Raw genomic sequence first — 21,225 nt, 5'->3', positions numbered from 1 at the left:
GGGCAAGGGGCCCGTCGCCGGCTCAGGAAGGCTTGCGTGCTTCCAGCCGGCGCAGCGCGGCCCGGGCAAGGGCGCGATAGTCCTCGGGCACGCCGTCCGGAAAATCGGCCGCCGCCCCCAGGTCGACGAACCAGTCCTGGCGGCGCGCCGTCGCCGCCGCCATGAAGCCGTCGATGCCCAACTCCTGCAGCGTCTTTTCGACCTCGCGCATCTCGGCGGCACGGCGCCGGCCGTGGACCATGACGCGCTCCATCATGTAGCCGGCATGCTTGGCCATATCCATGCCGGGATAGACGTTGCCCAGCGAATTGAGGATGCGTTCGTCCACCCCCGCCTTGACGGCGGCCACGACGCTTTCGACCATCAGGCTTTCGAAGCCCTTGACCAGGACGCTGCGGATCATCTTGATCACCGAAGCGTCGCCGACCTTCCCGGAGATCAGCTCGAATTTCATGTCCAGGCGATCCAGAAGGTCCGCCGCCTTCTCGGCGCCCGGCCCGCTGATGAGCAGCGGCGTGCGGTGCAGTTTGGGATGGACCGGAGCCATCACCGCGACGTCGACGTAAAGGGCGCCGGTGGCCGCGATCAGGTCGGCCGATGCGCGCTTGCGATTCGGCGACACCGAGTTGATGTCGAGATAAAGCGCGCCCGCCCCGATGGCCGGCACCACGCTTTCGGCGGCATCCAGGCTGGCGTCGGCGGTGACCGCCGAGAAGACGAAGGATGCGCCTTGCACCACCTCGGCGGCGCTTGCCCCACCCCCGATGCCATGCATCCGGTAGTCCTCTTGCTTGGCAATCCGGGTTTCCGTCTGATCGGTCTTGATGTCGTAGGCGTCGACGGCGAACTCGGCCACCGTGCGCCAGCCAGTCAGAAAGGCCTGTGCGGCCTCGCCGAACCCGATGAAGGCGATCCGACCGTCGATTTTCTTCTTGTCCTTCACGACCGCACCCATGTGTCTTTTCCCCACACCGAAATCACCCGTTTACAATAGCAAGCCGCCCGGCAACGGAACGTCCAGGAGGCGTTGAAAAACCAGATAGAGGAAGGCGGCGACGCCGCCGCCGACGGCAACCGGCAAGACCGCCTTGCGCGACGACTCCAGGACGTAGACGCCGACCGCCGAGAAGACGGCGGCGGCGACGACGAACCCGATGAACGGGATCGCCACCAGGAAAGCAAGGGCCAACAAAAGGAATCCGGCGCCTTGGCGGGTGAACGAGATGACCTCGTCGGCCGCCTCCCGCATCCGCCATTGCGACACCACCAGAACCATCGACAGCAGGACCCCGGCCACGCCCAGCCAGGTCGGCAACTCGCCGGGCCCGACGTCATCGGCGGTCGGACTTTCCGGCAGCAACTGCGCCTGATGGATGAAGGCGATGCCGAGCGCCATGAAGATCAAGGCAATGACGATGGAACCCTTTCTCATCTGTTCACCTTCTGCGCGATCGGCCGTTCCGCTCGATCGTCCTGGTCGTTGGGCGCCCCGGGGGATCGCGGGTCCCCCGGGGCCTGCACGTGTTCCTACTTCTTGAGGAAACCCGCCTTTTCAAGGTACGCGCGCTGCTCGACGATCTCCTTTTCCACCTTTTGGCGGAAGGCGTCGTCGCGGTAACCGGGATTCTCCTGGAACTCATCCTTCATGTAAGCCTGCCATTCGGCACTGGCCTCGACCTTGTCGAGCGCCTTCTGGATTTCCGCCACGATCGGTTCTGGCGTTCCCGCCTTCAGCGCCACGCCACGCCAGATCATGTCGACCAGATCGAAGCCCTGTTCCTTGAAGGTGGGCACGTCGGGCAGGAACTTGGAACGCTCGGGCAGGCTGACGCCGAGCAGCCGGATATCCCCCGACTGCACCTGCGACAGGCCGGACGACGGCGTCATCATGGAGGCGTCGATATGCCCGCCCATGATGTTGAGCGGAATCTTGGCCGAGGAATCGTGCGGCACCCATCCGGCTTCAAAACCGCCCTTCTCCATCAGCTGGAACAGCATGTACTGGTGGAAGCCGCCCGAGGAATGGCCGCCGGTCTTCAGCCCCTTTGGATGAGCCTTCATGTAATTGACGAAGTCGGCGGTGGACTTGAGCGGGCTGTCCTTGCGAACGGCCAGCGACGTCGGTTCCGCCGTCATCGCGCGCACGAAGCGGATGTCGGAGGTCTTGAACGGAATCAGCTCGCGGACGATGCCGGTGCTCAGCGTCGCCGTGAAGATCAGCCAGGTATGCCCGTCGGCCGGCTGGGTCATCATGTAGGACATGCCGACCGACCCGCTGCCGCCGGGGCGGTTCTCGACCTTGGTCGTCCAGCCCATCTCCTTGGTGAGCATCTCGGCAAGCTTGCGGCCGTATATGTCGAGCGCGCCGCCGGCGCCGCTCCAGACGGCGAGGTTGATGGTCTTTCCCGGGAAGGCGGCCCTGGCCTCGGGCGTGGCGACGGCGAGAACCAGGCAAACCGAGGCAAGAAGCCCCGAAACCCATCCTCCGGTTTTTCCAAATGTCATGTCGACCTCCTCTGTTGCGAAGCACTATTTGGTGGTGTTGAAACCGAGAACGCGAGCGACGCGTTGCTTGAGCAGCGGCCAGACGAAGGTGCCGACGCTGAGGACGATGAACAGCAGGCAAAGCCAATCCTCAAAAAAGATCGCGTAGCTTCCCTGGGACATGAGAAGCGCGGTGCGGAAATTGGATTCGACCAGGTAGCCCAGCACCATCGCGAGCACGATGGGCGGCATCGGGAACCTGAACTTCTTGAGGATGTAGCCCAGCACGCCAAAGCCCACTGTGACATAGACGTCGAACATCAGGCTGCGCAGGCTGAAGGCGCCGACGGTGGACAGCACGCAGATGACGACGACCAGCACCGAGTCGGAAACCGACATCAGGCGGGCCCACCAGGACAGCGTAAACGAGCCGATGAGGAACATCACGGCGACGCAGACCGCCAAGCCGATAAACAGCGCGTAGATCATGTCCGGCGCCTCGGTAAACAGCTGCGGTCCCGGCCGCACGCCGTGCAGGATGAGGGCGCCCATGAGAACGGCCGTGGTCGGCGAGCCGGGCACGCCCAGGGACAAGAGTGGGATCATCGCGCCTCCCACGGTGGCATTGTTGGCGGCCTCCGGCGCGGCGATGCCCTTGGGTTCGCCGGTACCGAAGCTTTCCGGATGCTTGGAGCGCTTCCTGGCTCGATCATAGGCGAGCCAGCAGGCGATGTTGCCGCCGACGCCGGGGACAATCCCCAGGATGGTGCCGATGATCGAGCCGCTCATCATGGTCGGCAGCAGGTCGCGCCATTGTCTGAGCGACAGGAGGATGTGTCCCACCCGTTCGTCAACCTTGCGTTTGGTGATCTTGCGCTCGGCCATGCCGAAGGCTTCGGACAGGGCGAACAGGCCGATCAGGGCGGTCAGAAAGGGAACCCCCTCGAAAAGTTCCATCTGCCCGAAGGCGAAGCGCGGCGCCCCGGAAATGGGATCGATGCCGATGGTCGCGATGGCCAGCCCGAAACAGGCTACCAGCAAACCCTTGATCGGCGATTCGGCCGACAGCGAGGCGACCGTCGTCAAACCGAACAGGCCGATGGCGAAATAGGCGGGCGGACCGAAGCGCAGGGCCACCTCGGCCAGCGGCTGGGCGAACAGGATCAGCGCCAGCGTACCGATCAGGCCACCCACCGACGAGGCGCTGAGCGAAATGCCGAGTGCCAACCCGGGGAACCCCTTCTGCCGCAAGGGATAACCATCAAGCACCGTGGCGGCGGCAGCCGACGTTCCCGGCGTCGCGATCAAAATGGCGCTGATGGACCCACCGTATTCGGCCGCCATGTAGAGCGAAACCAGCAGCAGCAGGCTATAGCTGGTCGAAAGTCCGTAGGTGAAGGGGATGAGCAGCGCGATGCCGATCGACGGACCGAGGCCCGGCATCGCCCCGACGAAGATGCCGACCAGGACGCCGATGACAATGCACGAAAGGCCGCCGATGCTGAAAACGATCACCAGCGCGTCCATCAACGTATGTGCCATTTCCCCCGCCTGCTCCCTTTGGCCTTGCCCCCGTCGTCGCTCCCGTCACCTGGTGGCCGGCTTGGCCCGCCGGTCCCAGCGGCTCCCGATCGACGGTCAACCGCCGAAGTTCAATCTCTCACCAGGTAAAACAAACGTTTGTTTTCATACGGTCGTTTTAGCATGGAGTAGGCGGCGGCGGTCCAGCGTTTTTTTGGCGCCGCTTTCCGATGCCGGATTATCCAACGGATCAACGATGGGTTTTTCGTCCCGCTTCCACCCTTCCGAGGCGACGACAAAAACGCCGCAGCTTTTGAGGCTGCGGCGCTCGGAGACCACCGGAACGGATGCGATGTCTTAGCGGTTGGCCGCCCCCCTGGCGAAGCGGCTGGCGTAGCGGACCGCCTCGATGAGGGACTGGGGGTTGGCGCGGCCTTCGCCGGCCCGATCGAAGGCGGTGCCGTGGTCGACCGAGACGCGGATGATGGGCAGGCCGAGCGTGATGTTGACGCCGGCCATCTGGGCCCAGGTGTCGGTCTTGCCGTCGTACTTGAAGCCGACCAGCTTGGTCGGGATATGGCCCTGGTCGTGGTACATGGCGACCACGATGTCGAACATGCCGCCGGCCATCTTGGAAAAGATGGTGTCGGCCGGCAGCGGCCCTTCGGCGGCGATGCCGCGCCCCCTGGCCTGCTCGACGGCGGGACGGATCTCGTCCTCGTCCTCGGTGCCGAACATGCGCGCCTCGCCGCAATGCGGGTTGAGGCCGCAGACACCGATGCGAGGTTCGGCGATGCCGAGCTGCTTGAGCGCGGCGTCCGCCAGTTCGATGACGCGCAGCACGCGCGGCGTCTTCACCCTGTCGCAGGCCTGGCGCAGGCTGACGTGGGTGGACACATGCACCACCCGGAAGTCGCCGTCGGCCAGCATCATCGCGTAGTCCTTGGTGCGGGTCAGTCCCCCGTAGATCTCGGTGTGGCCCGAATAGTGGTGGCCGGCGAGGTTGAGGGACTCCTTGTTGATCGGCCCGGTGACGGTGCCGTCGACTTGGCCCGCCATGGCCAGTTCGATGGCTTTGGCGACGTAGTGGAAGGCGGCGTCACCCTGCCTGGCGGTCACCTGCTTGTAGCGGTGTTCGTCGGGCTCCAGGAAGGCAAGGTCGAGGACGTCGAGGCTGCCGAAGCGGTACGTTCCCGCCGCTGGATCGTCGATGGCATGGATGGCGAGGTCGAGCTTGCACAGGCGCACGGCGTCTTCCATGACGCAGGCGTCGCCGATGACGAGCGGGCGGCAGATCTTGTACGTCTCCTGCTCGGCCAGGGTCTTGGCGGCGATCTCGGCGCCGATGCCGGCCGGGTCGCCCATGGTGATGGCGAGAATGGGCAGGCTCATGGTTGGTTCCTTCCTCATGACCAGAAATCACGCCATCGAAGCAACGCGTCGTCGTCGCCGAAGGCGCCAGGTTTGGTGCCGATGGCCAAGCCTTCGAAGGCACAGCCGACCACGGTACCCAGCACCAGGCCGGGCACGATCTCGAGTTCCAGCCGAAGTCCGCGCGCGCCCAGCCTGCCCAGCACCGACAACGCCGTGTCGCCGCCGGAAAGAAACAGGCTGGCCGGCGGCGTGCGCGCCACCAGGGCCGCCACCAGCGCGCCGAAGCCGCCGGCCACCCGCCGCGTGGTGCGCGCCGAGGTCTCGGCCGGCGGCGGCGCGATGCGCGCCACCACGTCGCCGTTCGCCAGCGCCTCCGCCAGGTCGGCGAGATCGTCCTCCTCGGGAACCAGGTCGGTCCTGGCCAGCCGGCCGGCATCCAGCTCGATGAGGGCACAGGGACGGGCGGCTTGCAGAACCTCGACCTGGCGGCGCGCCCGCGGCGATGCCGTGCCCAGCACGATCAGGTGATGGCCGGGCGCGGCGGCCAGTTTCCTGGGCCGGGATGCCGCGCGATGGCGCCGACAATCGCACAACCCCTCGGCCAGTCCCGCCGAGCCGACCAGCAGGGCATCCGGAAAAAACTTCAACGCCAAATGAGCCACCGCCGCCAGATGGCTCTGCTCGACGATGTCGAAAACGATGTGGCGGGCCCCCTCGTCCACCAGCCTGTTGACGGCGGCAACAAGCGCCGCCTCGCCGTCGACCACCGTCTTGAGGTCGACGTGGCCGACCCGGTGGTGGCTTTGGGCGGCGATGACCCTGGACAGCCGGCTTTCCGTCACCGGGGTCGCCGGGTCGCACCCCATCTCGGTCTCCGCCACCGGCCGACCGTGGACCAGATGGACGTCGTCGCGCGTGGTGCGCCCGACCTTGGGAAAGGCCGGCGCGATAAAGCTCATCGGCACGCCCAACGTATCCATCAGGGCGTCGGTCTCGGCACCGATGTTGCCGCGCAGGCAGGAATCCACCTTCTTGAACACCCGTCCCGGCCGCCATAGGGTCAGCCTCTCGCCGGCCAGCCGGATGCGGGCGCGGGCCTGCCCCACCGGCAGCGCCCGGCTCATCGTGTGCACCGCCAGCACCTCGGGCGTCGGCTGCGGCGGACGCGCCGCCAAGCCGTTGTCGGCCATCAGCAGCGCCTGGCCATAGAGGGCCCGGAACTGGATGCCGGTGTCCGCCGCACCCGTCAGGTCGTCGGCAATGATTGCGATCTCCAGCATGCCTTCCTCAGAAGACCTTGATCGGCAGCATATCGGCCGAGTTACCGGCGGGCCGCCAAGCGCCGGTAAATGCCGAGGATATCATTGCGACCGACATCCCGTGGATTATTGTCGAGCAGGCGCTTGATGGAGAAGGCCTCGTCGGCCATCGCCTCCAGATCGCCCTCGGCGAAAGACGGAATGGCGGCGCCATCGATCCCGACACCCCGGCAGAATCCGTCGGCGAGACGGAAGACTTCTTCCTCCGACGGAGTGTCGCCACCGGGCTGGCCGAGCAGATCGAGAATACGGGCCGTCTTGGCGGGACAGGCCGGCGCATTGAACGCCAGGACGTACGGGAAGATCAGGGCATTGGCCAGCCCATGCGGCAGGCCGAACCGGGTCCCCAGCGGGTAGGCGACGGCGTGACCGGCTGCCGTGTTGACGGGGCCGAGGCAAAGTCCACCGTACATGCTGGCCAGGCTCATGCCCATCCGCGCCTCGCCATCGTCGCCGGCGGTGACGGCTTGCGCCAGATGCCGTCCGACAAGCCGGATCCCCTCCTCGGCATAGAGATCGACGAGGGGGTGGGACTTGCGATTGGTGAACGATTCCACGCAGTGCGCCAAGGCGTCGACACCCGTCGCCGCCGTCACCGCCGGCGGGACCGATATCGTCAAATCCGGATCGATCACCGCCATGTCGGCCAGCATGTGGCGGCTTTCCACCGCCAGTTTCCGATGATTGGCCGCATCCGTCACCAGGGCGCGCGTGCCACATTCGCTGCCGGTCCCCGAAGTGGTCGGCACCTGGACCAGGACGCTTCGCCGTCCGGCGACACGGCCGGCGCCGACGACGTCGGCAAGGGTCTGGACGCTGTCGTGCAGGACCGCCGCCAGTTTGGCGAGGTCCATCGCGCTGCCGCCCCCGAACCCGATGACGAGATCGGGCGCAGCCCCGCGCGCGACGGCAAGAAGAGCGTCGAGATTGGCGATATCCGGCTCGGGCCTGATCCGATCGAAGACGACCGCCTGGCCGGGCAGCCCCAGCCGCTCGATCCGGTCCGCATTAAAGGCGTCCGCGACCACCAGAACGCGCCGGCACCCCTGCATCTCGGCCCAAGGGCCGACTGCCGAGGCGGTTCCCTGGCCGCATTGGAGGGTGGGCGGGTATTGCAGGGTGACGGGACGGGCAAGACTGGACAAAACCGATTCCTCCGACCGCAACCCTGCGCCAAGCTCTGGGGGGTGCACAAAATGTCTCTGACGCTTTTGTTCGTATTCCGAACATTCGCACGCGTTTGCGCATGGTGCCGTCAATCACCCCTCCTGTCAACCACCCGACGAGGGCCGCCGGGGCGCGCTCCCTCCGGTCCGTACTGGCTTCCCTTTGAAGCTTATCATAATCCAATTTTTTACGGATACCGAACACCCTGTGGCCAACTTCCCCTTTCTCTCAAGCCGGCCTCCAGATCCTCCCGCCAGCCAAGCCCCGGTGGCCGCCGGCCGCGTGTTGACAGGGCGCCGGCCCCCCTATAGATAACCAAGCAGACGTTCGGATAGCGATCAGGAGAAAGCCGGGATGGTCGAACGGCGTGACCCTACGGAGAACGAGAAGAACAAGGTCCGATCGGCGGCCAAGGTTTTGGGCGTGCTTGCGGTCTTCCAGACCGACGAACCGGAACTGTCATTGCCCGAGATCGCGGCCCGCGCGGGCATCGATCGCGGGACCGCCTTCCGCCTGGTCCACACCCTGGTTTCGTTGGGTTTCCTTCGCGCCACCAGCGACAACAAGCGGTTTCGACTGACCCTGAAGTGCCTGCAGATCGGCTACAACGCCCTGATGGGCTCCGATCTCCGCGAACACGCCTTTCCCATCCTGCGCGAGCTGGTCCCGGAGATCGCCGATGCGGCGTCCTATGGGGTGCTGGACCGCGACGACGTCGTCTACATCGTCCGCGTCGAAAGCGGACTGTCGTTGTCGGGACTCGACCGCCGCCCGGGGACGCGCACGAAGGCTTATGCCGCCGCCCTCGGGCACGCGATGCTGGCGTTCCTGCCGCGCCAGGAACAAATCGAGCGCCTGAATGCCTCGCACCGGACGAAGTTCTCCGAACGGACGCTGGTCGGCCTCGAGGAGCTGCTTGTCCGCCTGGAAGCCGTCCGTTCTCAGGGATATGCCGTTTCCGATGGCGAGAACGCCTTCGGCCTGCGAACGGTGGCGGCACCGGTCTTGAACGCCGATGGCGTGCCGGTGGGCGGCATCAGTCTGACCATCACGTCGGAGCGCATGGGCATCGAAGCCTTCGTCGAACGGGCGACGCCGGCCGTCCTCAATGCAGCCACAGAGCTGTCGGACGCCGTGAAGTTTTCCTTCGGCCGCCTCGCCGACGGACAGTTTTCGGCCCCCTCCACCTCCTCCCGCCGCTGAAGGCCGGACCTTTCTCCATAGTCCTGACCGGGCTCGGAAGGCGCCGGTCGTGAACCCCATCCCCTAGGACGGCATTCGCCGCGCCCGACGCATGCCCGTTGACAAATCCATCATCGGCGCGCATCATAAATCTCGAACACATGATCGGATTCCGATCATCACAAAAGCAGGGATAGGCGGTTCAGGCTGAGCGCGCACGGGTTGCGCACCAAACGACAAACAGCCGGCCGCCACGTGTGAACAAATGCCGTTTTGCCGTTCGAACCCTGGATTCGATGGGGTGGCCATCTGCCAACCGGCGACCTTGGCGCCCCCCGCAGAGCCATGTCATCACCCCCACCGATGGGCCACCCCTCGGAACGCCGTCGGCACCCCGAAACGGAACCATCCCCATGAATAGGCATGCCGATCTGTGGTTGGCGCTCGCCCTCCTGTCCTTCTGTGTTTTCGCCGCCGTGTTGACCACGGGCCTTTCTACTGTTGGCACGGGGACATGGGCGGGCCCCAGCTTTTTCCCATGGTTGATGATAGGCGGCATCGCCCTTCTCTCGATCGCGCTTGCCCTGCGGACGCTGGTGACGCGCCAACGCCAACCGCAAGAAGGCGCGCGCACCACCAGCGTCCGCCTCGCGATAAAACTCGCGCTTTTCTTTTTGCTGATGGTTGCCTACGCCGCCTTCTATGTCCAGACAGGGTACATCATCAGTACAGCCGCGTTCTTCATCATTGCGATGCTTGTTCTTGGCGAACGAAAAGTCCTCCATTTTGCCGTCATTCCTTTGGGAATCATTCTAAGCGTGTATCTGGTTTTTACGCAGATCATCAAAGTCTACCTACCCTGACGAATCGACGCCGCTGATAGCCCTCGATACATTTACAAGGAGAAGAGCGATGAAGTACCCCGTGACCGCCCTGGTCGGCTGCTGTTTGTCCGTTTTCGTCGCCACGGCCGCGGCGGCGGATTCCTATCCGGCCCGCCCCGTACAGATCGTCGTGCCCTATGCCGCGGGAGGGGGGACGGATCTGTCCGCCCGCGTCATGGCGGAATTCATCGAACCCTACTTAGGCGGCACCATGGTGGTGCGCAACATGCCCGGCGGCGGCGGCTCGATCGGCACCAGCGCGGTGCTTCACGCCGCCCCCGACGGCTACACCGTCGGTTTCGGCGCTCAGGGGCCGTTGGCGATGCTGCCCCACTACGGCGGCATCGACTACGCCGTCAAAGACGTCGAATTCCTCGCCCTGATGGGACGCAACCTCATGCTGGTCGGCGTCAACAAGAACGTTCCGTTCCAGGACGCGAAGTCGTTCCTCGCATACGCCAAGGCCAACCCCGGCAAACTGTCGGTCGGCAACTCCGGTGCCGGCGGCGCCAGCCACATCGCGATGGAAGGCTTGGCCATGGCGGCCGGCGTGCAGGTGAAGAGCATGCCGTACGGCGGCTCGGCGACGGCCATTACCGCCTGCGTCGGCGGCCACATCGATGCCGTGGTGGCTCATCCCTCCGAACTGCTCACCCAGGCTAAGGCCGGGAACATCAAGGTCATCATGGTCATGGAGGAGCAGCGGATCAAACAGTTCCCCGACGCCCCGACCGCCAAGGAAGCGGGCGTCGATTTCACGTGGTCGGCATGGAAGGGAATCATTGCGCCGAAAGGCCTTCCCGCGCCCGTCAAGGCGAAGCTGGAAGGCGCGCTCGACAAGGTGTTCCAAGATGCGAAGTTCCTCAAGAAGATGGACGACCTCGGCGAGTACATCGAGTTCCGGACCAACGCCCAGTACAAAGCGCTGGCCGAGCGGGATTCGGCGGTCGCCGAAAAGGTCATCCGTTCCCTCGGCATGTATGGAATGAACGTCAAGAAGTAGACCTCCCACGGACGCCGGCCGGGGCCGCAAACGCAGCGCGGCCCCGGCACCGACGGCCCCATCCCTTCTCGGTTCCATGACGGGGCGAAGAGAGCAGACATGGAGTACTTCCAGTACATTGAGGCGGCCTTCAGCCCAGGTGTCTTGTGGGCCATCGCGCTGGGAACGGCCGGCGGAATCGTCATCGGCGCGCTGCCGGGGCTAACCGCAACGATGGGCGTCGCCTTGCTCATCCCTCTGACGTTCGGGATGGAGCCGATCGAAGGCATCAACATGCTGATCGGCATTTACATCGGCGGCATCTATGGCGGATGCATCTCGGCCATTCTGATCAAGACGCCGGGAACGCCCTCCTCCGCCGCAACCGTTCTCGACGGCTACCCCTTGGCGCAGAAGGGATTCGCGGGAAAGGCGCTGGGGATGGCGACCATCGCCTCCTTCGTCGGGGGCGTCTTCAGTTCGATCGTGCTGGCGACCCTGGCCCCGCAGCTCGCCTCCATCGCCCTCAAGTTCGGCCCGTCCGAATATTTCGCGTTGGCTCTCTTTGGGTTGACGATCATCGCCAGCCTGTCCAGCGACATTCTCAAGGGATGCATCGCCGGCATGTTGGGTATTCTCTTGTCCTGCGTCGGCGGCGATCCCGTGACGGGCGCCACACGCTACACGTTCGGGTTTACCGGCTTTGCCTCCGGATTTGCCTTTACGCCGGCGCTGATCGGGTTGTTCGCGCTCTCCGAGGTTTTCGTCCAGCTCGAACACATCTTCGAAGACAGGATCAAGACGATCAAGATTTCGGGCGTCCTGCCCTCGTGGGCCGATATGCGGGAGTCGGCCGGCGTCCTGCTGCGCGGTTCGATCATCGGCACCATCGTCGGCATCATTCCCGGCACCGGGTCGGGAACAGCCTCCTGGATCAGCTACAACGAAGCTCGTCGGGCCTCCAAGACGCCGGAGAAATTCGGTACCGGACACGTGCCCGGCGTCGCCGCAACCGAGAGCGCCAACAATGCCGTCTGCGGCGGCGCGCTGGTCCCGCTGTTGGCACTGGGCATTCCCGGCGATGTGGTCACGGCGGTGCTCATGGGCGGACTGATGATCCAGGGCATTGCGCCGGGACCCATGCTTTTCCAGGAGAACCCAGGCATCGTTGTCGGCATTTTCACCGGAACCTTCCTGGCCAATATCTTCATGCTCATTTTCGGCATGATCGGCATCCGGTATTTCTCGAAAATTCTGGCGATCCCGAAGAAGACCCTGACTGTCTCCATCGTCGTGTTCTGCTTCATCGGCTCCTACGCGATCAACATGAATGACATAGACCTGTATACGATGCTGGGCTTCGGGGTGCTTGGCTACGTGATGCAGAAATTCGACTTCTCGCAGGCCGCGCTCTGCATCGCCTTGATCCTGGGGCCACTTGCCGAGACCAACCTGCGCCAAGGCCTCATGCTCGCCGACGACGATATCGTGAAGTTCGTCTCCAGCCCGATCACCGTGCTCTTTCTGCTTCTCACGCTGCTTTCGCTGGCCTGGCCGATCTACCAGAAGCGAGCCCAGAAGAAGAAAGACGCAACGACCTGAAAGCAGCGTCGCGCGACGCATCCGCACCGGCACCCGCGTCGGCGGGCGCCGATCCATCCCAACAGTCTTTCGATAACGTGAGGAATCCCATGAAAGAACGCCTTCCCTTTGTCGCGTTGGTCACCTGCTTCGACGATCAGGAGAACATCAACTATCCGGCGGTCAGAAAGCAGGTCCGCCGCCAGGTGGCCGCGGGCAACAACATTCTTTGCTGCGGCACCAACGGGGACTTCACCAGCCTGACCTTCGAAGAGAAGGTGCGGCTTTGCGGCGAGGTCGTCGACGAGGTGGCCGGCAAGGTCAAGGTGTTCGTGAACGTCGGAACGCCGTCGACCTACGAGACAATCCTGCTCGGCAAGGAAATGGTGAAGCTCGGCGTCGATGCGATCGCCGTCATCACGCCCTACTTCATCGGCTGCACGCAGGACGGTCTGTTCACCCATTTCTCCCGCGTCGCCGACGCTTTGCAGCGTCCCGTCTACCTCTACGACATCCCGGCGCGCACCCAGAACCATATCGAGCCGGCAACGGCGGCTCGGCTTGCCGACCACCCCAACATCCTCGGCATCAAGGACAGCGGCGGCACCAAGGAAACGATCGACGCCTACCTGGAGATCGCCAACGGCCGAAACGATTTCGATGTCTTCTCGGGGCCGGATTCCCTCATCTACTACGCGCTGTCCCATGGCGCCAAAGGGTGCATTTCGGGTCTCGGCAATGTCATGCCGGTGCCGCTCAACGCGATCTGCAAGGAGTTCGAGAAAGGCGACATGGCGGCGTCGGAACGCCAGCAGGATCTGTTCACCAAGCTTCGGATCGACCTCTATGCCCTGGGCTACGCGCCGGCGATGGTCAAGCGCGCGCTTTACCTGATGGACGCCAGCGTGGGGGCCAGCCGCCAGCCGGCCCTCCTGTCCACGCCCGACCTGGACGCGAAGATCCGGGCGATCCTGGAAAAGCACGCCATCGCGCAATAAAGGGGCCCTGAACGAGAGAGTGGATATCATGAAAACCGTCGTTGTCACCACGTCCCCCGGTTTCGGCAAGGTCGGCTGCGTGCCGCAGCGCATCCAGGAGCACGACTGGGAGTTCATTCGCTGCACGGACACGACGCGGCCGGACGGCGGGGTCGCCGATCATATCGAGCGGATGGAGTTCCTGGTGGTGGGGCTGATCCCGGCGACCGCCGCCGTCATCGGGAATGCCCCGCGGCTGCGCGCCGTCCTCAAGCACGGCGTCGGCGTCGACAATATCGACGTGCCGGCGGCGACGGCGCGCGGCATCCCGGTGTTCAACACCCCCGGCGCCAATGCCAACGCGGTGGCGGAATTGGCGCTGGGCAGCATGCTGTCCCTGGCCCGGCGTATTCCGATGATGCATCAGGTGGTGGTCGGCGGCGCTTGGCAGCGCCATATCGGCACGGAAGTCGAGGGCAAGACCCTGGGGGTCGTCGGGCTCGGCAACATCGGCAAGACCCTGGCGCGCAAGGCCCGGGCATTGGGCATGAAGGTCGTCGCAACCGAGCTGTACCCCGATGCCGCCTTCGTCCGGGAACACGGCATCGAGCTGCTCGGCCTCGATGCGCTTCTCGCGCAGGCAGACTATGTCTCGCTGCATGTCTTCGGCGGCAAGGACAATGCCCATCTCATCGGCGCCGCCGAACTCGCCCGGATGAAGCCCACGGCCTACCTGATGAACTTCGCGCGCGGCGAGGTCGTCGACCTGGACGCCCTGACGGCGGCCCTGCAATCCGACCGCCTGATGGGCGCGGCGATCGACGCCTACGTGGCCGAACCCCCGGACCGCAGCCACCCGATCTTCGTCCACCCGCGCGTGGTCTTCACCCCCCACTGCGGCGCCGATACCACGGAATCGGTGGAGCGCATGGGACTGATGACCATCGCCGATATCGATACCGTGCTGGCTGGCGATCGTTCCCCCCGCGTGCTGAACCCTGAAATCTATGCCACCCCGCAACGGGGGTGAGATGCGGCGGGAGATTTTCCGCAGGACGTCATGAGACCTCGATACCTCAAGCTGGTCGAACATGTCGGGCTGCCCCCCGTGGCGTTGGTCCGCCAGACCTTCGAGACCCGCGAGGCCGGCGATCCGGCAAGTGCCGTTCACGATGCGCTCGCCGGTGCACCGTGCGTTTCCGCGCTGAAGCCAGGCATGAGCATCGCGCTTACCGTCGGCAGTCGCGGGCTCGCCGATCTGCCGGAACTCGTCCGCGCCATCGTGCGGGAGGTGCGCGAACGTGGCGCCCATCCCTTCATCGTCCCTGCCATGGGGAGTCACGGCGGCGCCACGGCGGAAGGGCAGATCAGCGTGCTCGCCCAACTGGGCGTCACCGAACGGACGGCCGGCTGCCCGATCCGCTCGAGCATGGAAACGGTGGAACTGGGGCGTCTCGCCAACGGCATGGAGGTCCGCATCGACAGGCTGGCCTTCGAGGCGGACGGCATCGTCCTTTTCAATCGCATCAAGCCGCACAGCGCGTTCCGGGCCCCCAACGAAAGCGGCCTCGTCAAAATGCTGTCGATTGGCCTCGGCAAGCGGTCGGGCGCCGACAACTGCCACGCCTGGGGCTTCAACCACGTCGGGCGGTTCATCGTCGAAATGGCACGGATGAAACTGGCAACCTGCCGCGTGCTGTTCGGCATCGCCACTATCGAGAATGCCTACCACCGGCTGTCCCGAGTCGTCGTCTTGCCCACGGAACGCATGATTGAGCGGGAACGCGAACTGCTGACCGAGGCCATGCGCAACATGCCGCGCCTGCCGTTGGGCCCGCTCGATCAGCCGTTGGCTTCCGGTCCGCTGGATGTGCTCGTCGTCGACGCCGTCGGTAAGGAATTTTCCGGCAGCGGCATGGACCCCAACATCACCGGACGCCCGTCCACCACGGCGATCAGCGGCGGCCCCTCGGTTTCGCGCATCGTCGTGCTCGACGTGACGGACAAGAGCGAAGGCAACGCCACGGGCGTCGCCCGCGCCGACGTCGTCACCGAACGCCTGGCCGGCAAGTTCAGCCGCGACGCCGTCTACACCAATTCCCTGACCTCCTGCGTCCTAGGCGCGGCAGCCCTGCCCATGGTCATGCCCGATGACCGAACCGCCATTCAGGCCGCCGTCAAGACCTGCGAGTCCCACACGCCCGACTCTCTCGGCCTGATCCGCATCCCCAACACGCTGAACCTGGAATACCTCTATGCCTCCGAGGCGTTGCTTCCCGCCCTCAGGGATCGGCCCGGCGTCGAGATCCTGACCGACCCGCAACCGATGCGGTTCGGCGGGGACGGCGCATTGGTGGATCAATGGCCCGGGGCTGGGATCGGGATGCCGGAAGCGTAATCGCGGATCCCGACGGCTCGTGGCGTGAGTTATGGCGCCGCCCAACTCAATGCCGTGGCGGCAGTCCAGGAGAAGCGCTCGCCGCCAAGACCTTCGCCCGTGGTGGGATCGAAGTACTCGGCGAAGCCGCCACGGCGCACCAGGGCTTGGGTATGCCCGTGGATGCGCGTTGCCAGCGCGTCCTGCCCATAGTCGGCGAGACCTTCGGCGATCATGCGGTTGACGATGGCCCACACGGGGCCGCGCCAATAGCGCTTGGCGTCGAAGCGGGGATCGCGGGGCGACAGGCTGGGCACAAGGTATCTCACGGCCTCAGCCCATCGTTCGATTTCGGCGGCCATGCGCCGGGCCTGTCTGGTGTCGACCAGCCCGGCAAAGAGCGGCAGGAACCCGGCGCTCGTCGCGACCGGCACGGGGGCCTGCGCGATCAGGTCGAACGGCTCGAAGAGCCCGGCGGCCTCGTTCCACAAGCCCGGCATCGCCTGGCGTCGCCGCTCCAGGCGTAGCGCGATCTCGTCCTCGTCGCCGGGCTGGCCGAAGCCCCCAGCCAGCGCGAGCAGGTCGGTTTCGGCGCGGTGCAGCATGGCGTTGATGCCGACGTCAGCAACCTTAAAAGGGGTATGCGCCCACATCGCTTCGGGTTCCCAGCGCAGGGTCCGGAAGAGATCGACGAGCGCAATATAGCGACGGTATTCGTCGTCCTGCGGGCGCATGTCGGCACCGATGTGGCGGGTATCGCGGCGGCGGATTGGCGTGACGCCAGACATCGGCACGCGAGCCAACGCCAAATCCCACGCCGGGCTGTTGTCCATCCCCGATTCCCAGGGATGCAGGATGGCGACCAGGCCGGTGCCTTGGGGGTCGCGCGCCTTCGCCCACCAGCGATGCCACGCCAACAGCTTCGGATACAGCGCGGCGGCGCGCTCGGCGGCACCCGTTGCGTCAAACAGGCGGCGAACCACCGTCGCCAGCACCGGCGGTTGGGTGACGCCGGACGTCGCCGGGCGATGCTTGGTGCCCCATACGTCCGGCCCCGGAAAGTAGTCGTCGCTCGGCACGTGGAAAACGATGTGCGGCACCATGCCGTCGTCCCACTGCCCTTCGAGAAGCCGCTCGATCTCGCGCCACGCCCGATCCTCGTCGAAGGTGGCCCAGCCCAGGGCGACAAAAGCGGAATCCCAGTTCCACTGGAACGGATACAGGCGATCCGTGGGCACGGTATAGCCGCCCCGGTCGTTGGCGCGCAGGACGGCTTGGGCCGCGTCGATCAATTCCGTCATTCCTTTCGTTCCAAAGCCTGTTCCGACTTGGGGTCCATCCAGACGATCCGTCCCGCCGCGGGCACCAGGCCGATCCGGCGGCCGGCCGGCCAATCCACGATGTCCGGCGCGACAATCCTGATCGTGCTGCCGTCGCAGCGGGCGGTGAGCAGCGTATGCGAGCCCAGCGGCTCGACCACCAGGATCTCGGCGGCGATTCCTTGCGCCGGCTCGACGATGGCGAAGTCTTCCGGCCGCACGCCGGCCAGCAGCGGCCCGTCGCCGGCCGATACCGGAATGGCCAGGCCGCCAAGCCGCACCTGGCCGTCCTTGACCTCGGCCGACAGGAAGTTCATCGGCGGACTGCCGACGAAGCCGCCGACGAACCTGGTCTTCGGATGGCGGTAGATCTCGGTCGGCGTGTCGATCTGCACGATCCTGCCGCCGTGCATCACGGCGATGCGGTCGGCCAGGCCCATGGCTTCCGTCTGGTCGTGGGTGACATAGATGGTCGTCGTCCCGGCGTGCTGCAGCACGGTTTTCAGTTCGGCCCGCATCTCAAGGCGGAGCAGCGCATCGAGGTTCGACAGCGGCTCGTCCATCAGCAGCACCGGCGGTTCGACGGCCAGCGCGCGCGCCACCGCCACCCGCTGGCGCTGCCCACCCGAAAGGTTGCCGGGATAGCGCTCGAGGTAGGGCTCGATGTGCAGAAGCTGGGCGGCACGGGCCACCAGATCGGCGACCCGCTGCTGATCGGCCCGCTGCATGCGAAGGCCGAAGGCGATATTCTCGTAGACCGTCATGTGCGGGAAGACGGCGTAGTTCTGGAACACCATGGCGAGACCGCGACTGCGCGTCGGCACGTCGGTCAGGTCGCGCCCGCCGATGACGATCCGCCCGGCGGTTTGCGTCTCCAGCCCGGCGATGATGCGCAGCAGGGTCGTCTTGCCGCAGCCGGATGGCCCCAGCAAGGCAACGAATTCGCCGTCGGCGATCTTGAGCGTCACCTCGTCGAGGGCGCGAACCGGCCCGAAGTCCTTGCGGACGCGATCGATCAGGATCTCAGCCATCTTGCGACCTCAGCGGTTGGCGATGCCCCACATCGCGAAGAGGTACTTCCTCACCGCGAAGATGAAAGCGATGGACGGAACAATCAGCAGGAAGCCGCCGGCAAAGCGGAAATGAAGCGGCGATTCCGACAGCACGGTCAAAAGGTATGCGGTCAGGGTGCGCTCGCGCACCGTCAGCACCGAGGCCGCGAAAACCTCGTTCCACGAGATGACGAAGGCGAAGATGGCGGTGGCGGCGATGCCCGGCAGGGCAAGCGGCAGCACGATCTTGCGAAAAGCCTGGGCGCGCGTACAGCCGAACACCCAGGCGGCTTCTTCGAATTCGCGCGGGATGCCCAGGAACAGGCTGGAGGAAATGAGCGCCGCGAACGGCAGGGCAAGCGCCGTGTGGATGAGGGCGACGCCGAGCGGGGTATCGTAGAGGCCGACGCGAATGAAGATGACGGTCAGCGGCAGGGCCAGGATGGCCAACGGGAAGGCCCGCGTCAGCAGAATCAGCAGCCGATAGACGTTTTGGCCCGGAAAGCTGTAACGGGCGAGCGCGTAGCCGGCCGGGGCGCCGAGCGCGATCGAAAGGACCATGCAGATGCTGGCCGCAATCACGCTGTTCAGCGCGGCATGGCCGACTCCCTCGATGGACAGGAAGAGCTTGAAGGCGGCGAACGAGGTATCGACCGGCAGTACGCTCTTCGGCCATTTGAACACTCCCGTCCGGCCGCCGAAGGCGCCCAGCGTGATAAAGTAGATCGGCACCAGCACCCAGGCGCACAGCGCCAGAACGCCGGTGGCGTAGACGAGACGACGGAGCGCGCTCATGGACGCTGCTCCGACTTGTTGCGCAGGACCCGCAGGTAGAAAAGCGTAGCGGCCAGCGAGATGACGACGATGAGGACGGCATAGGCGGCAGCGACCCCGTAAGCCTGGTTGTCGCGCTGCCAGACATAGGCCTCGCCGACGAGCACCGGGAAGTTGCGGCCGGCGATGGCGTAGACCACCGCGAAGACCTCGAAGGCCAGGACGGTGCGCAGGATCAGCGCGGTCTGCAGGCTTGGTTTCAGGAGCGGCAGGGTGATGCGGAGGAAGGTCGTCCACGGGCTGGCGCCGAAGATCTCGGCCGCCTCGCGGTATTCCTTGGGGATGAGTTGCAGCCCGGCGACCAGGATGATGAAGACGATCGCCGTCGCCCGCCAGACCTCGGCCAGCAGGATGGCGACAAACAGAGTGCCGGGGGTCTCGTAGGTCAGCCATTGCGTCGGCCCGTCGATCAGCCCCAGCGCCGCGAGCGCGCTGGTGAGATAGCCGCGCTCCTGCATAATGGCGAGCCAGACGAGCCCAGCGGCAAGATCCGAAACGCCGAGCGGAATCGTCCAGATCCACAGGATGAGGTCGCGCCCCCGGGGCAGCTTCTGGAGCATCGAGGCCATGCCCAGCGCGAGGGCGACCTGCAACGGCACGACGGTCAGGACGAGCAGGAACGTGTTGCGTATGGCCGGCCAAAAGTTGAGGTCGCCGGCCATGCGTTGATAGTGGGCCAGCGATGGCGCGCCGTTGTCCGAGAACGAGAGCGCGATCGTCTCGAACAGCGGCACCACGAACAGCGCCGCCAGAAAGAGGACGGACGGCGCCAGCAGCAGGTACGGCAGGAGCTTGGAACGCGCGCTCATGTCATGCTTCCCGGACAGACCGGCGGCGCCGGCGAAAGGCGCGCCGCCGGTCGTGCCTTGTTGCTCAGTTGACCGGGCAGGCGCCCTGGCTCGGCTTGTCGGGCGCCCAGCACGGCGCCTTGGTGGCTTCCATGATGCCCTTGAGCGCCGCCGCTTGCGCGTCCAGCACGGTACGCGGCTGCTCGTTTCGCAGCACGATGCGCTGGAAGGTGTCGAAATAGACCTTGTTGAACTCGCCGCCCTTGTCGGCAAGCCCGACCGGTAGCAGGGCGGGAAGAGCGTCCTTGGCGTCCTGGGTTTTGGCCACCGCGCTGGCAATGAGCTTGATGCCCGGCGACAGGTCGGCCGGCAACTGGGCTTTGACGATCGGGAAGAAGCCCACTTCGGCGGCGGTCGTGATCTGCGTTTCCGGCCTGGTCAGGTGTTCGATGAGGGCAATCGCCCCGGCCCGGTTGGGGGCGTCCTTGGGAACGGCAAGCCCGGCGATGACAGGCATGTAACCGCGGCCCTTGGGGCCGGCCGGCGCCGGGAAGGTGACGAAGTCGTCAGGCATCTGGACGAGGGCTTCCTTGACCCGCGCCACGTGGTCGAAGGCGACCCATACCTCGCCGCCCATCAGCGGCTCCTGCATGAAATCGTACGAGGTCGAATTCGGGTTGACGTACCGCCAGAGGCTTTTGAACTGCGTCCACATCGTCTCGGCCTCGGGCGAGCGGAAGGGCGTGACGACACCGCCGGTAAACGACGGATAGAGATAGCCCTCGAAGAAACGCGGCATCAGGCCCTTGGGTCCCGCCGGGAAGCCGAGCAGGCGCTTGCCGGTCTTGTCGGTCATCGCCTTGCCCCAGGCCTCGAGATGCCCATAGGTCAGCGTGTCGATATTGGCGCCGGCCGGCAGATACTGGAGCGCCTCTTTCTTCGCGACCATGATGTAGGTTGCCTGCATCCATGGCACGTACACCTGCTTGCCGGTGCCGAATTTGCCAAGCTCCATCAGGTTCGCCGGGATGCCGCGGTCGGTTAGCTTGGCAACGACATCATCGAGAGAATCGAGATTGCCGGTTGGCTGCAGCGCCGACAATTCGCCATGCAAGGCACCCACAAGACTGATCGTGCGCTTGCCGGCCTGCCCCTCGGCGCGCACGCGCACGTCGAAGGGCGAGGGCTCCTCGACCAGGTAGGTGACCTTGCCTTTGAAGTCCTTGAGGATGACCTCGCGCACCTTCTGCGCCTCTTCGATGGGGCGCAGCTGCGTCGACAGGAACACGACGTCCTGTTGGGCGTCGGCCTGCTGGGCACTGGCGAGCGCCGCCACGCAGCCGACAGACGCCCAGGCGGCAATCTGTGTGAGCATTTTCATGAT

19 protein-coding genes are annotated in these 21,225 nt (G+C 65.3%); 7 read left to right on the top strand and 12 right to left on the bottom strand.

The window, feature by feature from the left end:
- Positions 1 to 22 precede the first annotated feature (22 nt).
- From ODR01_RS07060 to ODR01_RS07030, 7 genes are all read right to left on the bottom strand, one after another.
- Positions 23 to 955, bottom strand: a complete 933-nt coding sequence (locus tag ODR01_RS07060; protein WP_316976924.1) for an NAD(P)-dependent oxidoreductase — start codon at positions 953 to 955, stop codon at positions 23 to 25.
- Between the two features lie 30 nt (positions 956 to 985).
- Positions 986 to 1,432 carry a tripartite tricarboxylate transporter TctB family protein gene (locus ODR01_RS07055; RefSeq protein ID WP_316976923.1) on the bottom strand — a complete coding sequence of 149 codons (447 nt, stop codon included), beginning with the start codon at positions 1,430 to 1,432 and terminating at the stop codon, positions 986 to 988.
- 95 nt (positions 1,433 to 1,527) lie between these two features.
- Positions 1,528 to 2,505: a tripartite tricarboxylate transporter substrate binding protein gene (locus ODR01_RS07050; protein ID WP_316976922.1), complete on the bottom strand. Its 978-nt coding sequence runs from the start codon at positions 2,503 to 2,505 to the stop codon at positions 1,528 to 1,530.
- Positions 2,506 to 2,529: 24 nt separating this feature from the next.
- Entirely contained in the window at positions 2,530 to 4,026 is a 1,497-nt protein-coding gene (locus ODR01_RS07045; RefSeq protein ID WP_316976921.1) for a tripartite tricarboxylate transporter permease, read from the bottom strand.
- Positions 4,027 to 4,362: 336 nt separating this feature from the next.
- Entirely contained in the window at positions 4,363 to 5,397 is a 1,035-nt protein-coding gene (gene pdxA / locus ODR01_RS07040; protein ID WP_316976920.1) for a 4-hydroxythreonine-4-phosphate dehydrogenase PdxA, read from the bottom strand.
- 14 nt (positions 5,398 to 5,411) lie between these two features.
- The gene (locus ODR01_RS07035; RefSeq protein WP_316976919.1) at positions 5,412 to 6,659 is read right to left on the bottom strand and encodes a four-carbon acid sugar kinase family protein; all 1,248 of its coding nucleotides are present in this window, start codon (positions 6,657 to 6,659) and stop codon (positions 5,412 to 5,414) included.
- Positions 6,660 to 6,700: 41 nt separating this feature from the next.
- Complete coding sequence (locus ODR01_RS07030) at positions 6,701 to 7,843, bottom strand: iron-containing alcohol dehydrogenase (RefSeq protein ID WP_316976918.1); 1,143 nt, start codon at positions 7,841 to 7,843, stop codon at positions 6,701 to 6,703.
- Between the two features lie 376 nt (positions 7,844 to 8,219).
- Between ODR01_RS07030 and ODR01_RS07025 the strand changes: the two genes are divergently transcribed.
- The 7 genes from ODR01_RS07025 to ODR01_RS06995 all read left to right on the top strand — a co-directional run bounded on the left by ODR01_RS07025 (position 8,220) and on the right by ODR01_RS06995 (position 15,869).
- Positions 8,220 to 9,068, top strand: coding sequence for an IclR family transcriptional regulator (locus tag ODR01_RS07025; RefSeq protein WP_316976917.1), 849 nt, complete (start codon positions 8,220 to 8,222; stop codon positions 9,066 to 9,068).
- Positions 9,069 to 9,460: 392 nt separating this feature from the next.
- The gene (locus tag ODR01_RS07020) at positions 9,461 to 9,910 is read left to right on the top strand and encodes a tripartite tricarboxylate transporter TctB family protein (protein WP_316976916.1); all 450 of its coding nucleotides are present in this window, start codon (positions 9,461 to 9,463) and stop codon (positions 9,908 to 9,910) included.
- A 49-nt stretch (positions 9,911 to 9,959) separates the two neighbouring features.
- Positions 9,960 to 10,934, top strand: a complete 975-nt coding sequence (locus ODR01_RS07015) for a Bug family tripartite tricarboxylate transporter substrate binding protein (RefSeq protein WP_316976915.1) — start codon at positions 9,960 to 9,962, stop codon at positions 10,932 to 10,934.
- A gap of 99 nt (positions 10,935 to 11,033) precedes the next feature.
- Positions 11,034 to 12,515 carry a tripartite tricarboxylate transporter permease gene (locus ODR01_RS07010; protein ID WP_316976914.1) on the top strand — a complete coding sequence of 494 codons (1,482 nt, stop codon included), beginning with the start codon at positions 11,034 to 11,036 and terminating at the stop codon, positions 12,513 to 12,515.
- An 89-nt stretch (positions 12,516 to 12,604) separates the two neighbouring features.
- Positions 12,605 to 13,492: a dihydrodipicolinate synthase family protein gene (locus tag ODR01_RS07005; RefSeq protein WP_316976913.1), complete on the top strand. Its 888-nt coding sequence runs from the start codon at positions 12,605 to 12,607 to the stop codon at positions 13,490 to 13,492.
- Positions 13,493 to 13,520: 28 nt separating this feature from the next.
- A complete protein-coding gene (locus tag ODR01_RS07000; protein ID WP_316976912.1) occupies positions 13,521 to 14,501 on the top strand; it encodes a phosphoglycerate dehydrogenase in 981 nt (326 codons plus the stop codon).
- Between the two features lie 30 nt (positions 14,502 to 14,531).
- Positions 14,532 to 15,869, top strand: coding sequence for a lactate racemase domain-containing protein (locus ODR01_RS06995; protein ID WP_316976911.1), 1,338 nt, complete (start codon positions 14,532 to 14,534; stop codon positions 15,867 to 15,869).
- 29 nt (positions 15,870 to 15,898) lie between these two features.
- Here ODR01_RS06995 and ODR01_RS06990 read toward each other — a convergent pair whose 3' ends face one another.
- The 5 genes from ODR01_RS06990 to ODR01_RS06970 all read right to left on the bottom strand — a co-directional run bounded on the left by ODR01_RS06990 (position 15,899) and on the right by ODR01_RS06970 (position 21,222).
- Entirely contained in the window at positions 15,899 to 17,149 is a 1,251-nt protein-coding gene (locus ODR01_RS06990) for an MGH1-like glycoside hydrolase domain-containing protein (RefSeq protein ID WP_316976910.1), read from the bottom strand.
- Positions 17,146 to 18,198 (bottom strand): ABC transporter ATP-binding protein, encoded by a 1,053-nt coding sequence (locus ODR01_RS06985; RefSeq protein WP_316976909.1) that lies wholly within the window; start codon positions 18,196 to 18,198, stop codon positions 17,146 to 17,148. The genes ODR01_RS06990 and ODR01_RS06985 overlap by 4 nt, the downstream gene beginning before the upstream one ends.
- A gap of 9 nt (positions 18,199 to 18,207) precedes the next feature.
- A complete protein-coding gene (locus tag ODR01_RS06980; RefSeq protein WP_316976908.1) occupies positions 18,208 to 19,014 on the bottom strand; it encodes a carbohydrate ABC transporter permease in 807 nt (268 codons plus the stop codon).
- A complete protein-coding gene (locus ODR01_RS06975) occupies positions 19,011 to 19,862 on the bottom strand; it encodes a carbohydrate ABC transporter permease (protein ID WP_316976907.1) in 852 nt (283 codons plus the stop codon). The genes ODR01_RS06980 and ODR01_RS06975 overlap by 4 nt, the downstream gene beginning before the upstream one ends.
- A 64-nt stretch (positions 19,863 to 19,926) precedes the next feature.
- Positions 19,927 to 21,222: an ABC transporter substrate-binding protein gene (locus tag ODR01_RS06970; RefSeq protein WP_316976906.1), complete on the bottom strand. Its 1,296-nt coding sequence runs from the start codon at positions 21,220 to 21,222 to the stop codon at positions 19,927 to 19,929.
- Positions 21,223 to 21,225 lie beyond the last annotated feature (3 nt).

It is taken from the genome of Shumkonia mesophila, assembly GCF_026163695.1.
Classification (GTDB): domain Bacteria; phylum Pseudomonadota; class Alphaproteobacteria; order Rhodospirillales; family Shumkoniaceae; genus Shumkonia; species Shumkonia mesophila.
This window is presented reverse-complemented; position numbering and strand designations above follow the sequence as displayed.

What these genes read in the sequence shown, in the direction of transcription:
- ODR01_RS07005 (WP_316976913.1), top strand. Translation starts at nt 12,605, where the DNA reads ATGAAAGAACGCCTTCCCTTTGTCGCGTTGGTCACCTGCTTCGACGAT.
- ODR01_RS06990 (WP_316976910.1), bottom strand. Translation starts at nt 17,149, where the DNA reads ATGACGGAATTGATCGACGCGGCCCAAGCCGTCCTGCGCGCCAACGAC.
- ODR01_RS07050 (WP_316976922.1), bottom strand. Translation starts at nt 2,505, where the DNA reads ATGACATTTGGAAAAACCGGAGGATGGGTTTCGGGGCTTCTTGCCTCG.
- ODR01_RS07055 (WP_316976923.1), bottom strand. Translation starts at nt 1,432, where the DNA reads ATGAGAAAGGGTTCCATCGTCATTGCCTTGATCTTCATGGCGCTCGGC.
- ODR01_RS07020 (WP_316976916.1), top strand. Translation starts at nt 9,461, where the DNA reads ATGAATAGGCATGCCGATCTGTGGTTGGCGCTCGCCCTCCTGTCCTTC.
- ODR01_RS06980 (WP_316976908.1), bottom strand. Translation starts at nt 19,014, where the DNA reads ATGAGCGCGCTCCGTCGTCTCGTCTACGCCACCGGCGTTCTGGCGCTG.
- ODR01_RS06985 (WP_316976909.1), bottom strand. Translation starts at nt 18,198, where the DNA reads ATGGCTGAGATCCTGATCGATCGCGTCCGCAAGGACTTCGGGCCGGTT.
- ODR01_RS06975 (WP_316976907.1), bottom strand. Translation starts at nt 19,862, where the DNA reads ATGAGCGCGCGTTCCAAGCTCCTGCCGTACCTGCTGCTGGCGCCGTCC.
- pdxA (WP_316976920.1), bottom strand. Translation starts at nt 5,397, where the DNA reads ATGAGCCTGCCCATTCTCGCCATCACCATGGGCGACCCGGCCGGCATC.
- ODR01_RS07060 (WP_316976924.1), bottom strand. Translation starts at nt 955, where the DNA reads ATGGGTGCGGTCGTGAAGGACAAGAAGAAAATCGACGGTCGGATCGCC.
- ODR01_RS07010 (WP_316976914.1), top strand. Translation starts at nt 11,034, where the DNA reads ATGGAGTACTTCCAGTACATTGAGGCGGCCTTCAGCCCAGGTGTCTTG.
- ODR01_RS06970 (WP_316976906.1), bottom strand. Translation starts at nt 21,222, where the DNA reads ATGAAAATGCTCACACAGATTGCCGCCTGGGCGTCTGTCGGCTGCGTG.
- ODR01_RS07000 (WP_316976912.1), top strand. Translation starts at nt 13,521, where the DNA reads ATGAAAACCGTCGTTGTCACCACGTCCCCCGGTTTCGGCAAGGTCGGC.
- ODR01_RS07015 (WP_316976915.1), top strand. Translation starts at nt 9,960, where the DNA reads ATGAAGTACCCCGTGACCGCCCTGGTCGGCTGCTGTTTGTCCGTTTTC.
- ODR01_RS06995 (WP_316976911.1), top strand. Translation starts at nt 14,532, where the DNA reads ATGAGACCTCGATACCTCAAGCTGGTCGAACATGTCGGGCTGCCCCCC.
- ODR01_RS07025 (WP_316976917.1), top strand. Translation starts at nt 8,220, where the DNA reads ATGGTCGAACGGCGTGACCCTACGGAGAACGAGAAGAACAAGGTCCGA.
- ODR01_RS07035 (WP_316976919.1), bottom strand. Translation starts at nt 6,659, where the DNA reads ATGCTGGAGATCGCAATCATTGCCGACGACCTGACGGGTGCGGCGGAC.
- ODR01_RS07045 (WP_316976921.1), bottom strand. Translation starts at nt 4,026, where the DNA reads ATGGCACATACGTTGATGGACGCGCTGGTGATCGTTTTCAGCATCGGC.